Below are 13,171 nucleotides of genomic sequence, written 5' to 3' on the forward strand. Positions count from 1 at the left end.
CCGTATGACGTCGACCGACAAGCCCCAACGCCGATCGGGCGCGTCCATGCGCAGCGTTTCCGCCCGCCTCGCGCGGTCGCTGACCGGTGGACGCCCGAAGACTAACCCGGTGCTGGAGCCTCTGTTCGCGATCCACAAGAAGTACCACCCTAAGGCCGACGCCGAGGTTCTCACCCGCGCCTACGACACAGCAGAACGCCTGCATGAGGGCGTGTCGCGCAAATCCGGTGACCCGTACATCACCCACCCGCTGGCAGTGGCCACCATCTGCGCGGAGATCGGTATGGACACCACCACCGTTGTCGCCGCACTGCTGCACGACACGGTGGAGGACACCGACTACTCGCTCGCGGATCTCACGGACGACTTCGGGCCTGAGGTCGCACGGCTTGTCGACGGTGTGACCAAGCTCGACAAAGTCGCCTTCGGCTCCGCCGCTGAGGCAGAGACAGTACGCAAGATGGTCGTGGCCATGGCCCATGACCCGCGCGTGCTGGTGATCAAGGTGGCCGACCGCCTGCACAACATGCGCACGATGCGTTTCCTTCCCCCGGAGAAGCAGCAGAAAAAGGCCCGCGAAACCTTGGAGGTCATCGCTCCGCTGGCGCATCGCCTGGGAATGGCAACGGTCAAGTGGGAGCTCGAAGACCTGGCTTTCGCCATCTTGTACCCGAAGAAGTACGAGGAGATCGTGCGCCTTGTCGCCGAGCGCGCCCCCTCGCGCGACCGGGCCCTGAAGGAGATCACCGCGGAGATTCAGACCGAGCTGAAATCCAACGGTGTCAGGGCCGACGTCATGGGCCGTCCGAAGCACTACTGGTCGATTTACCAGAAGATGGTGGTGCGCGGCCGCGACTTCAACGAGATCTTCGACCTGGTGGGCATCCGGATCTTGGTGGACAACGTCAGCGACTGCTATGCGGCGATCGGCGTGGTCCACTCCATGTACTCGGCGATGCCGGGACGGTTCAAGGACTACATCTCCAACCCGCGCTTTGGCGTGTACCAGTCGCTGCACACCACGGTGATGAACGATTCGGGCCGTCCCCTGGAGATCCAGGTGCGCACGCACGAGATGCACTATAACGCCGAGTTCGGCGTGGCCGCGCACTGGCGCTACAAGGAGACGAAGGGCTCGCACAAGGGCGACCAGGCCGAGCTGGACCAGATGACCTGGATGCGCCAGTTGCTCGACTGGCAGAAAGAAGCGGCCGACCCGAACGAGTTCCTCGACTCTCTACGCTACGACCTGACATCCGCCCAGATCTTCTGCTTCACCCCGAAAGGTGACGTGATCAACCTGCCATCGGGGTCCACTCCGGTAGACTTCGCCTACGCCGTCCATACGGAGGTCGGCCACCGCTGCATCGGCGCGAAGGTCAACGGCAAACTGGTCGCGCTCGAGTCGACACTGAAGTCAGGCGACCGCGTGGAGGTGTTCACCTCTAAGGACCCCAACGCCGGACCGTCGCGCGACTGGCAGGACTTCGTCGTCTCGCCGCGTGCGCGCAACAAGATCCGCCAGTGGTTTGCCAAGGAGCGCCGCGAGGTGCACCTGGAAGCCGGGCGTGACGCGCTCGCCGCTGAGGTGCAGCGCGGCGGTTTGCCGTTACACCGTCTGTTCACGACGGATTCCATGAACAAGGTTGCCGCTCAGCTGCACCACGACAGCATCGATTCGCTCTACGCAGCCATCGGTGCCGGCCAGGTCTCCGCCAAGCACGTTGTGAGCATGCTCGTCGAGATGTTCGGCGACGAGGATGACGCCGTCGATGCGCTCACCGCGCGCACCCCGATGTCAGAAATGACCAAGGCGCCCAGCAGCTCCGACGGGCCCGGCATTCTGGTGCAGGGATCCCCGGATGTCATGGCGAAACTTGCACGTTGCTGTCAGCCAGTGCCGGGGGACGAGATCTTCGGTTTTGTCACCCGCGGCGGGGGAGTCTCGGTGCACCGCTCCGATTGCACGAACGCCGACAAGCTTCGAGCGGAAGAAGCACGGCTTATCGACGTCGCCTGGGACCGCGGATCCCGCCACGGCGGCGTCTCCCTGGCCACGATGCAGTTGGAGGCGCTGGACAAGCAAGGCTTGCTCGCTGAGCTCACCCGTGTGCTCAACGACCAGAAGCTGCCTGTCGTCGCGTTCAACCATCGCTGCGACGACGACCACATCGCCACCGTGCGGTTCACATTCCAGGTCTCAGACACCAAACAGCTGGGCACCCTGATGAACCAGGTGCGCAATATCGAGGGCGTTTTCGACGTCTACCGCGTGACCGCCTAAAGCGCCCCCACCGCAATGAAAAAGACCGCCGGGAAATCCCGGCGGCCGGATGGCCTCATACTAGGCGCCGATCAAGGGTGATGCCCTAGAACTTGATGTCGAAGTTCTTGTCGAGGAACTTGATTAGAGCGCCGACGGCGGTAAGGAGTGCGGTGAACACACCGATCCAAGCCGAGATTTTCTTCGGGTCCCAGTTGCCGTCCTTATCGGAGGAACCCGCCTTCAGGTCCTCGCCGAACTTCTTGAACGAGGAGCCCTCTTCGTTACCTTCGGTGGTGGTGTCGTCGGTGGCCTCAACGGCGGTAGCGGGCTTGTCGCTGCTCGCGGCGAAAGCCGGAGCGGTCATGCCGGAGATGGAAACGGTTGCTGCGGTTGCAGCGGCGAGGAGGCCCTTGCGGATCTTCATGTGGATGCCTTTCAGAAGAAGCTCGTTATGACGGTTGTTACCTTACATATCGCGTATCAGGCGGGCAAGGTGGTTCACAGGGAATTCACCACATTTGGACGGATTCTGCTTTGGAACCGGGCAAATCTGTGTTTGAGCTCGAAAGTTACTGGTAGAGCGGTCCATTCCTTGTCCGGTCGGAGAAAAACCAACTGACATGGCGATTGTCTATGTGCTTGAAGGAATGGTGGATGTTTGCCGTGGGCGAGCTGGGAGCGTCGTAAAGCGAAAAGCAAAAGGAAATCCCCCGCCACTGTGATGATCATCACTGTGCGGGGGATCGCATATGTGGGGTGTTATCCGACCGTTGCGGAGGTGATCCGGACTTCCTCAGCCGGGGTGCCGTCGCCCGGGCTCATCATGCCCATCGCCTCTTCTTCATTCTCCGGCTCCTTCACGCCCTTCTCGGCGATCTTGTCCAGAGTCGCCAGGCCTTCGTCGCTGATGGTGCCGAAGTAGGTGTATGCCGGCGGCAGCGGAGAATCCTGGTAGTTGAGGAAGAACTGGGAACCATTCGAGCCCGGTCCGGAGTTGGCCATGGCGATGGTGCCGCGCTCGTAAAGGGAGGTCATGTTCTCGTTCTCGGCCGGGTCATCGACCGGGTACTCATCGGCGAACTTGAAGCCCGGGCCGCCGGAACCGGTGCCGGACGGGTCACCGCACTGCAGAACATGAATGCCCTCGGTGGTGATGCGGTGGCAGACGGTGTCGTTGTAGTAGCCCTCTTTCGCCAGGTACTCGATCGCGTTGACCGTGCACGGGGAGACGGAACGGTCCAGCGTCATGCCGATCGGACCGGCAGACGTGTCCAGGGTGATGTCGACCGTTCCCTGCGTAGAGACGTTGTCTTGTTCCGGCAGGCCCTTGGAGAACTCGTCCGTGCCGTCCTCTTCGTAGGTGCAAGAGACTGTCTCTTCCAACGGCTCGGAGCGTTGGCGGGACAGGGCCACCGGGTCCATCTCCTGCTGTTCCTCGGTCTGCTCCTGTTCCTGCTCCTCGGCCGAGATCTCTTTGTCATCACTGCCCCAGGTTGCGGCCAAGTAGATGCCGCCACCGACAAGTGCAATCACCAGCAGCGACAGGGCCGCAATAGTCCAGGGGCGCCGCTGCTCCTTGCGGTCGCGCGCCTTGATCTCGCGGTCGAGCTCTTTCAGAGCATCCTTACCGCGCTGTGCATTGTTGGTCACGTGAACTCCCTTTAAGTAATGGGCCTAGGTGGTCGAATGCATAGAAAGACTAGTCGGTGGGTGCTTCGCGGGGGTGCGATGGGTCGCGAGTCGAGTGTCCAGCGATCGTGGCGGGACTGCGCGCCCTTATTTACTGTGGGGCGCATGGCTAACGTGACATTCCGCAACGAACCGACCACGACCTCTGGTGAACCGCCTGCAGTGGGCTCCGCAATCCCGTCCTTCGAACTCGTCGGCGGCGACATGGGCACTGTCCGCGACTCCGACTTCGCTGGCAAGAAACTAGTGCTCAACATCTTCCCGTCCCTGGATACTGGCGTGTGCGCTCAGTCCGTGCGCACGTTCAACAAGCTCGCCGCTGATGTCGACGACACCGTGGTGCTGTGCATCTCCAAGGACCTGCCGTTTGCACAGCAGCGATTCTGCGCGGCTGAGGGGATCGACAACGTTGTTTCCGCCTCCGCATTCCGCTCCACCTTCGGCGAGGACTACGGCGTGGTCATGCAGGGTTCGCCCATCGAGGGGCTGCTCGCGCGCTCCGTCGTGGTAACCGATGCGGATCACAACGTCGTGCACACCGAGCTCGTTGGCGAGATCGCGAACGAGCCCGACTACGACGCAGCCAAGGAAGCGCTGGGCAAGTAATGCAGCTTTCTGGTTTCACTGCTGGGCCATTTCAGACCAATACCTACGTCGTCGTCAGCAAGGCGAATGGTTCGGGCCGACCGGCGGCGTTTGTTGTGGATCCCGGGCTCGGCACCGTCGATAAGGTGCGCGAACTCTTGGAGCAGTTCGGTGCGCAGCTCGAGTGCGTTGTGCTCACCCACGGTCACATTGATCACACCCGTGAGTGTGCTGAGTTCGACGTGCCCGTCTACATTCACCCCGACGATGAGGTCATGCTCGACCCGAAGTGGGGCGCACCCGGCCAGTTCGCGCAACTCTTCCACACGGATGACATGAAGATGCCAGCGGATCTGAGGCACCTGAAGGCTGGGGCCACGATGACGTTCGCCGGGATCGATTTTCGGATCGTTCACGCGCCCGGTCACTCACCGGGGTCAACGATCCTTGTCAACGACGAGGAGAACGTGGCATTGACTGGCGACGTTCTTTTTGCCGGAACGATCGGCCGCACAGATCTACCACTCGGCGACCCGGCTGCAATGAATGAGTCTTTGGCGGGGCCCGTGTGGGATCTCGACGACTCGCTCACCCTTCTGCCCGGCCACGGCGCAGCCACCACAATGGACAAGGAACGTCGGACGAACCCGTTTCTCATCGAGGCACGCTCCGCGCGCTAAGATCGACCGACGTGAGCAACACTGGCCAGCCCGAAAAGACCGAGAAGTTTCAGCCGCTGAGCGCCCCGAAGGGCGTGCCGGATTACGTCCCGCCGACGTCCGCCACGTTCCATGCGGTCCGCTCCGAGTTCGTCCGCCAGGCGCAGCTGGCTGGTTACCAGCACATCGAGTTGCCGATTTTTGAGGACACCACGCTCTTCGCGCGCGGCGTCGGCGAGTCCACCGATGTGGTTTCGAAGGAGATGTACACCTTCGCCGACCGCGGTGACCGCTCTGTCACACTGCGCCCGGAGGGCACAGCAGGTGTCATGCGTGCCGTCATCGAGCACAATCTCGACCGCGGCCAGCTGCCGGTCAAGCTCAACTACTATGGCCCGTTCTTCCGCTACGAGCGCCCGCAGGCCGGCCGCTACCGCCAGCTCCAGCAGGTCGGTGTGGAAGCGATCGGTGTTGACGATCCGCTTCTCGACGTCGAAGTGATCGCCCTGGCAGATCGCTGCTACCGCGCCGTGGGCCTGACCGGCTACCGCCTCGAGCTGACCAGCCTGGGGGATAGCACCTGCCGCCCGGCCTATCGCCAGAAACTGCAGGACTTCCTCCTGGACCTTCCGCTGGATGAGGAAACCCGTCACCGCGCCCAGATCAACCCCTTGCGTGTCCTGGACGACAAGCGCCCCGAGGTCCAGGAGATGACCGCTGACGCGCCGCTCATGCTCGACCACTTGAGTGATGAGTGCCGTGCGCATTTCGAGACGGTCACCGGCTCGCTCGATGACCTCGGTATCGCCTACACGATCAATCCGCGCATGGTCCGCGGCCTGGACTACTACACCAAGACGTGCTTCGAGTTCGTTCACGACGGCCTTGGCGCACAGTCCGGCATCGGTGGCGGTGGGCGCTATGACGGCCTCATGGCCCAGATCGGCGGCCAAGACCTCTCCGGCATTGGCTTCGGCCTGGGTGTGGACCGCACTGTGCTCGCCCTTGAAGCTGAAGGCGTGCAGATCGAGGGCGTTGACCAGCGTGTTATTGCATACGGCGTGGGCATTGGCGAACAGGCGCAGAAGCGCATGGCATTGCTTATCGACGAGCTCCGCGCCAACGGCATCTCCGCCGACATGTCCTACGGCGGGCGCGGCCTTAAGGGAGCGATGAAGGGAGCAGACCGCTCCGGCGCGGCTGCAGCCCTCGTGCTCGGCGAACGCGAGCTGGAAGCAGGAGAGATCACCGTCAAGAACCTCGAGGACCAAACTCAGAAGACCGTTGCCCTCGACGTTCACGAGATCATCGACGCGATCTTCGTCCCTAACGACACCGACGAGCAATAATTTGCCCCGGTTGACGCGGGGGTAGTGGGGGTGAGTAAGCCCATAGCTGCAGAATGCCTTGGAAGTGAATCGCCGATGTTAAGGTCAACCTAAGGTTTGATGAAAACTAAACCGATGGGTTCGCCGGCTAACAGAGGAGAAGCATATGGCAACGGTGATCTACGACAAGGCCACGAGGATTTATCCGAAGGCGGTCAAACCAAGCGTCGATAAGCTCGATCTTGAAATCGCGGACGGCGAGTTTCTTGTTCTCGTTGGGCCGTCTGGCTCCGGAAAATCCACCGCGCTGCGCATGCTCGCAGGCTTGGAGGAGACGAACGAGGGACGCATTCTGATCGGCGACCGCGATGTCACGAACGAGTCGCCGAAAGACCGCGACATCGCCATGGTCTTCCAGAACTACGCCCTGTACCCGCACATGACCGTGCGCGAGAACATGGGTTTTGCCCTGAAGATCGCGGGCATGGATAAAGGCGATATCGACCGCCGCGTCGAGGAAGCCGCGAAAACGCTCGACCTGACTGAGTACCTCGACCGCAAACCGAAGGCGCTGTCCGGTGGTCAGCGTCAGCGTGTGGCCATGGGGCGCGCCATCGTACGCGAGCCGCAGGTCTTCCTCATGGATGAGCCACTGTCCAACCTGGATGCGAAGCTGCGTGTGCAGACTCGTACCCAGATTGCCAGCCTCCAGCGCCGCATGGGTGTGACCACCATTTACGTCACTCACGACCAGACCGAGGCCTTGACCATGGGCGACCGGATCGCCGTGCTCAACTTCGGTGTGCTGCAGCAGGTGGGCACTCCGCGCGAGCTGTACGAGGAGCCCGTCAACGTCTTCGTCGCCGGCTTCATCGGTTCCCCGGCGATGAACCTGTCCACGTTCAATGTTGAAGGCAATGTGGCGCGACTCGGCGATGCATCCATCCCGCTCGCACCTGAGCACGTTCAGGCTCTCACGCCGGAGGACAACAACCAGATCATCATCGGGTTCCGCCCGGAGGCTCTGACCGTTGTTCCGGAGACCACCGAGCACACTGTGCCCGTTGAGGTCGATTTCATCGAGGAACTCGGCTCCGATTCCTTCATCTACGGTCACCTGGTCGGCGGCGAGTGGCGCGAAGAGGGCGTGGACGATTCCGCAGCCGGCCAGATTGTGGTGCGCGTGGCACCGATGTCCGGGATCAAAGACGGTGACATCATTCACGTCACCGTCAATGAGGGCGGTCTCCACGTGTTCTCTAAGGCCACCGGGAAAAGGATCTAGAACAAGCCGCGCTTTCCGCGCGGGGTGAAGTGACCATGTCAGAGAAAATGAGCATCCAGTCGCCGGCGTATGCCAAGGTGCTGCTTCGCCTGCCATGGTCCACCCCGCTGGAGAACTGGCCTTCTGAGCTGCTCGCTGCGCACCCGCGGGGCATCTCGCGGCATACGGTTCGACTGATTTCTGCCGGGGGAGCGGCTCTGGCCATCAAAGAGATCGGCGAGTCGGTGGCGTACCACGAGTACCGCACGCTGAAAAAGCTCCGTACTCTCGACATTCCGTGTGTGACTCCCGTCGCTGTCGTGGCTAACCGCACCAGCGCGTCGGGGGAAGAGCAACTCACACCGTGCCTGGTCACGGAGCACCTGGAATTCTCGTTGCCGTACCGCGACGTGTTCAGCCGGGCACTGGGTCCAGAGACGGTGAGCAAGCTGATTCGGGCACTTGCGGTGCTGCTCGTTCGCCTTCACCTGCTGAACTTCTATTGGGGCGACGTGTCGTTGTCGAACACCTTGTTCCGCCGCGACGCCGACGAGTTCTCCGCGTACCTCGTTGACGCTGAGACTGGCGAGTTTCACGAGCCGCTCTCGCGCGGACGCAGGCTTTACGACGTCGAGCTCGCCCGGGTCAACATCATCGGCGAACTCATGGACCTTCAAGCAGGTGGATACATCGACGCCGCTGTGGATGTCATCGCCCTCGGCAATGCCGTCGACGCGACCTACCACGAACTGTGGGGCCTCATGACGGAGGAGCTGGTTGTCGAAGGCGATGCCTTCGCCCAAATTGCCGAGCACGTGGAAAAGATTCACGCCCTCGGCTTCGACATCGGTGAGACCGAGATCAGCCATGAGAGTAGGACCGGGGCTGACAACGAGACCGTCGATGTCTACCGAGTGAGCATCGAACCGGCAGTGTTCTCCACCGGCTTCCACCGCCGCAAGCTCAAACAACTCACTGGGTTGGACGTCCAGGACAGGCAAGCGCAGCGATTGCTGGGTGAGATGGAGGTCTACCGGGCGCTCCACCACGACGGTGCTCTGTCCCAAGAGGAAGTCGCGCTCGACTGGTTGGTGAACCGGTACGACCCGATCGTCGCGCTCACGCCGCCCGCATTGCGCGCGAAGCTTGAGCCCGTCCAAGTATTTCACGAAATTCTGGACCACCGCTGGTTCGTCTCCGAAAATGAGTCGCGCTACGTTCCCCTCGACGAGGCAGCCCAATCCTACTTCCGCACCATCCTGCCCGCCCGGCCCGATGAGGCGCGCATTTACACTGCTGAAACCCAAGATCTTGAAACGACGATCGATAATGAATGAGGTGCATTCCATGCAATCGACCACCCGCGTACTGGCGGCTGTTGCCGCCGTCGGGTTGAGCGCGTCGCTGCTCACTGCCTGCGGGCAAAACAACGGCCCGAACGTGTATTACCTGAACTTCAAACCGGAGCAGGCCGAGGCATTCGAGGAGATCGCCGAGGAATACACCGCAGAGACCGGAGTGCCGGTCAAAGTAGTCACCGCCGCCTCCGGTTCCTACATGCAGACGCTCAAGGCCGAGATGGCCAAATCCAACGCGCCGACGCTGTTCCAGATCAACGGCCAAGAAGGATACGGCATCTGGAAGGACTACCTGGCCGACATGTCCGACTTCGAGATTGCCACATCGCTGCAGGATGACGCGCAGCCCATCACTGATCCGGACGGCAAGATCGTGGGCGTTCCCTTCGCGATGGAGGGCTTCGGCATTCTCTACAACGAAGAGATCATAGAAGCCTACTTCGCGCTTCCTGACGCGAAGGTCACCTCGATGGAGGAGCTCAATTCCTTCGACGACTTGAAGGCCGTGGCGGAAGACATGCAGGCGCGCAAAGACGAGCTGGGCATCGAGGGCGTGTTCGCAGCGACCTCGCTCGGAGCCGGTGAAGAGTGGCGGTGGACGAACCACCTTATGAACGGCCCGCTGCACTACGAGATCGAAGACCGCGGTGTCCAAGACTTCTCTGATCTGCGGGAGCTTGAGTTCACTTACGGCGAGAACTACCACAACCTGCTCGACTTGTACCTGGAAAACTCCACGGTCAACCCTAGCTTGGCGCCTGCCCGCGCAGTGTCCGACGCGATGGCGGAATTCGCCACCGGTAAGGCCGCGATGGTCCAAAACGGCAACTGGGCCTGGGGCCAGATTTCCGGGGAGGGCGGCAACACCGTCAAAGAGGACAAGATCAAGTTCATGCCCATGTACATGGGTCTGCCGAACGAGGAAAATGTCGGACTCAACGTGGGCACCGAGAACTTCCTGTCGGTCAACAACAAGGCCAGCGAAGAAGACCAGAAGGCCACGCAAGACTTCCTCGACTGGCTCTTCCTGTCCGAGCGCGGCAAGGAGCTCGTCGTCAACGAGCTGGGCTTCATCGCCCCGTTTGAGAACTACGGCATCGACGACGTTCCAGATGATCCGCTTGCACGCCAAGTGCAGGAAGCGCTTAACGACGACACCGTCGAGGCCCTCCCGTGGGACTTCCAGTATTCACCGAACCAGCAGTTCCGCGACCTGTACGGCCAGAACCTTGCGCAGTACGCCAACGGCAACATGTCGTGGGAGGACCTCGTGCGCAAACTCAAAGAGGACTGGACGTACGAGATGGACAACCAGATCGCCTTGATGGATTAGGCGGACCGGGAGCAACCAAGGGACCACACCATGCAAGAGACACTGAAGAAATATTTCCCCATCTTCGTGCTGCCGACACTGATCGCATTCGGCATCGCGTTCTTCGTGCCGTTCCTCGTCGGTACGGCGCTATCATTCACTGACTTCACCACTATTACCGATGCCACCTGGGTCGGCCTGGACAACTACGCGCGCGTTTTCTCCGAGCGTGAAGGGTTCGTTTCAGCTCTGCTCTTCACCATCCTGGTGGCGGTGGTGTCCATCATCACCGTCAACGTCATCGCATTCGCAATCGCGTGGACGCTGACGCGGAAACTGCGCGGCACCAACTTCTTCCGCACGGTGTTCTTCATGCCGAACCTGATCGGCGGCATCGTGCTCGGTTACACCTGGCAGTCGATGATCAATGCTGTGCTGGCGAATTACGAGACCACGATCGCCGCGGACTGGCGCTTCGGATACGCCGGCCTGATCATGCTGATGAACTGGCAGCTCATCGGGTACATGATGATCATCTACATCGCCGGGCTGCAGAACGTCCCGCCGGAACTCATCGAGGCCGCAGAGATCGACGGTGTGTCCAAATGGGAAGAACTGCGTCACGTGACCATTCCGCTGATGATGCCGTCAATCACCATCTGCTTGTTCCTGACGCTGTCGAACACGTTCAAGGTCTACGACCAGAACTTGGCGCTTACCGACGGCGCACCCGGAGGCGAGACCGAAATGGTCGCCCTCAACATTGTCAAGACCATGTTCAACCGCGTGGGCGCCGAAGGCGTGGGGCAGGCGAAGGCAGTCATCTTCGTCGTCGTAGTCGTCGCCATCGCAATGTTCCAGCTGCGCGCCACCCGCAGCCGGGAAGTGGAGGCTTAAATCATGACTACCAGCATCAACGCAACCGATAAAGCTGTCGAAGAAGAGACTGAAGCAGCCGGGATGAAGACGCCGTCGAAAAGCGACAAACGCGCCGCTGCCGACGAATCCACAGTGTCCGGCGGTGCGAAGGTCCTCATTTACGCAGTGCTGATCTTCCTGACCGTTGTGTTCCTCGGGCCGATCTTCTTCATCCTGTTGAACTCGTTCAAAGACCGTTTCGCCATTTCCACCAACCCGTTCGCGCTGCCGGTGGGTGAGCTGTGGGCTGGGCTGACCAACTACGTCACTGGTGTGCAGGGTGAAGGGTTTGGATGGGCGATCGTGTGGTCGTTCGTGATCACGATTAGCTCTGTCGTGGTGATCGTGTTCTTCTCCGCGATGACTGCCTACTACATCACCCGTGTGAAGACGTGGTGGACCAACGGCCTGTACTACGCCTTCGTGTTCTCCATGGTCATCCCGTTCCAGATGGTCATGTTCCCGACTGTCGTCATCGCCGACCGGCTCGGCTTGGCCAACCCGCTGGGCATGGTGGTGCTCTACCTCGGCTTCGGTGCCGGATTGTCTGTGTTCATGTTCTCCGGATTCGTGAAATCCATTCCGCTCGAGATTGAGGAGGCCGCCTACATCGATGGGTGCTCGCCGCTGGCGACGTTCTTCCGTGTTGTTCTTCCGATGCTCAAGCCCACGGCCATCACCGTGGCCATCCTCAACGCCATGTGGATCTGGAACGACTACCTCCTGCCGTACTTGGTCATCGGCCTGTCCACCCCGTACCGCACCATCCCGGTTGTCATCCAGCAGTTCATCGGATCCCAGGGCGACCGCGACCTCGGTGCGATGATGGCCATGCTGGTGCTGGCCATCACCCCGATCATCATCTTCTACGTCGCCGCACAGAAGCACATCATCGAAGGTGTCGCCGCAGGTGCTGTGAAGGGCTAGCCGCGAGGCCACATGCAGATCTTCCACCCCGACTCGAAGTTCATGGCGGCGTTCACGCTGCTCGCGGACATCGTGATCCTCAACATGCTGTTGGTGGTCACATCCTTACCGGTGGTGACCGGGGGTGCCGCGTGGCGCGCCGCGAACGTCGTGGTCGGGGACATGGTGCAGGGGCGGGGATCCCGTTATGGGCTCATGTTCATCCGGCACCTCACCGTGCGGTGGAAGAGCGTATCCCTCTATTGGATCCTGCTGCTGCTGGCGGGTGCACTGCTGGTCTACCAGCAATTCGTGGTGTTCCAAGCCGGGGTAGACGGTGCGGCGCTCACCGTCATTCAAGGGCTTGCTCTCTCCGGGGCGATCATCATCGCCGGCATCACAGTGTGGTTCTTCGCTCTCGCCTCATTGCCTGCGGAGGAGGACCGGGATGGTTTCGTGGAACTGGCTACAGCTGCGATTCAGAACACGTTCCGGTTCCTCGGCCGCACAGTCATCGCTGTCCTTGTCGTGGCTGGAGCAGCGCTTGTCGCGATCAAACTGCCGGTTGCCCTGTCAGTGCCGCTGGTGTTCTTCTTCATTCCCGCCGTTGCGCTGTACCTTGTGCGGCTCGTGTTGGCGCGCCCGCTCGGGCAGGAGCTCGCTGATTAAACCCGGGGGCCGGGGTGGCGAGCGCGAGCGCGTTCAGGGAGCCGCATTTTCGTGCCGTCCACGCGTCAAGTAACTCCTGTCCCATAAGTAACAACTGAACTGGGCGTTTGTGCAGCCAAATTCAACGGCACGAAAATCACAAAACCTTTGTATGTTCACGGCGGGGCGGGACGAACCGGGAGCGTTCGTTCCGGGGGCTGCGGTGAGGGGCCGGGGG

The 13,171-nt window shown here is 61.2% G+C and carries 12 protein-coding genes; 10 read left to right on the top strand and 2 right to left on the bottom strand.

Annotated features, from left to right (window positions below):
* The first annotated feature begins 4 nt into the window (after nt 1-4).
* The gene (locus KBX19_RS04020; protein WP_255997550.1) at nt 5-2,284 is read left to right on the top strand and encodes a bifunctional (p)ppGpp synthetase/guanosine-3',5'-bis(diphosphate) 3'-pyrophosphohydrolase; all 2,280 of its coding nucleotides are present in this window, start codon (nt 5-7) and stop codon (nt 2,282-2,284) included.
* Between the two features lie 85 nt (nt 2,285-2,369).
* Here KBX19_RS04020 and KBX19_RS04025 read toward each other — a convergent pair whose 3' ends face one another.
* Together KBX19_RS04025 and KBX19_RS04030 are read right to left on the bottom strand one after the other, a co-directional pair.
* On the bottom strand, nt 2,370-2,690 hold the full coding sequence (locus tag KBX19_RS04025; protein ID WP_255997551.1) for a hypothetical protein: 321 nt from the start codon (nt 2,688-2,690) through the stop codon (nt 2,370-2,372).
* A gap of 335 nt (nt 2,691-3,025) precedes the next feature.
* Nucleotides 3,026-3,916 carry a peptidylprolyl isomerase gene (locus tag KBX19_RS04030; RefSeq protein ID WP_255997552.1) on the bottom strand — a complete coding sequence of 297 codons (891 nt, stop codon included), beginning with the start codon at nt 3,914-3,916 and terminating at the stop codon, nt 3,026-3,028.
* A gap of 144 nt (nt 3,917-4,060) precedes the next feature.
* Between KBX19_RS04030 and tpx the strand changes: the two genes are divergently transcribed.
* The 9 genes from tpx to KBX19_RS04075 all read left to right on the top strand — a co-directional run bounded on the left by tpx (nt 4,061) and on the right by KBX19_RS04075 (nt 12,954).
* Nucleotides 4,061-4,561 carry a thiol peroxidase gene (gene tpx, locus KBX19_RS04035; RefSeq protein WP_255997553.1) on the top strand — a complete coding sequence of 167 codons (501 nt, stop codon included), beginning with the start codon at nt 4,061-4,063 and terminating at the stop codon, nt 4,559-4,561.
* Nucleotides 4,561-5,220, top strand: a complete 660-nt coding sequence (locus tag KBX19_RS04040; RefSeq protein ID WP_255997555.1) for an MBL fold metallo-hydrolase — start codon at nt 4,561-4,563, stop codon at nt 5,218-5,220. The genes tpx and KBX19_RS04040 overlap by 1 nt, the downstream gene beginning before the upstream one ends.
* An 11-nt stretch (nt 5,221-5,231) precedes the next feature.
* Nucleotides 5,232-6,548 carry a histidine--tRNA ligase gene (hisS, locus tag KBX19_RS04045; protein WP_255997556.1) on the top strand — a complete coding sequence of 439 codons (1,317 nt, stop codon included), beginning with the start codon at nt 5,232-5,234 and terminating at the stop codon, nt 6,546-6,548.
* Between the two features lie 145 nt (nt 6,549-6,693).
* Nucleotides 6,694-7,812 (top strand): ABC transporter ATP-binding protein, encoded by a 1,119-nt coding sequence (locus KBX19_RS04050; protein WP_255997558.1) that lies wholly within the window; start codon nt 6,694-6,696, stop codon nt 7,810-7,812.
* A 35-nt stretch (nt 7,813-7,847) separates the two neighbouring features.
* Nucleotides 7,848-9,128: a DUF4032 domain-containing protein gene (locus KBX19_RS04055; RefSeq protein ID WP_255997560.1), complete on the top strand. Its 1,281-nt coding sequence runs from the start codon at nt 7,848-7,850 to the stop codon at nt 9,126-9,128.
* A 10-nt stretch (nt 9,129-9,138) separates the two neighbouring features.
* Nucleotides 9,139-10,482 carry an ABC transporter substrate-binding protein gene (locus tag KBX19_RS04060; protein ID WP_255997562.1) on the top strand — a complete coding sequence of 448 codons (1,344 nt, stop codon included), beginning with the start codon at nt 9,139-9,141 and terminating at the stop codon, nt 10,480-10,482.
* Nucleotides 10,483-10,512: 30 nt separating this feature from the next.
* Nucleotides 10,513-11,358, top strand: coding sequence for a carbohydrate ABC transporter permease (locus KBX19_RS04065; protein ID WP_005289948.1), 846 nt, complete (start codon nt 10,513-10,515; stop codon nt 11,356-11,358).
* A 63-nt stretch (nt 11,359-11,421) separates the two neighbouring features.
* Nucleotides 11,422-12,306, top strand: coding sequence for a carbohydrate ABC transporter permease (locus KBX19_RS04070; protein ID WP_255997701.1), 885 nt, complete (start codon nt 11,422-11,424; stop codon nt 12,304-12,306).
* 12 nt (nt 12,307-12,318) lie between these two features.
* Nucleotides 12,319-12,954: a hypothetical protein gene (locus KBX19_RS04075; RefSeq protein WP_255997564.1), complete on the top strand. Its 636-nt coding sequence runs from the start codon at nt 12,319-12,321 to the stop codon at nt 12,952-12,954.
* Nucleotides 12,955-13,171: the final 217 nt, after the last annotated feature.

Source organism: Corynebacterium sp. CCUG 71335, assembly GCF_024454075.1.
Taxonomy (GTDB): Bacteria; Actinomycetota; Actinomycetes; order Mycobacteriales; family Mycobacteriaceae; genus Corynebacterium; species Corynebacterium genitalium.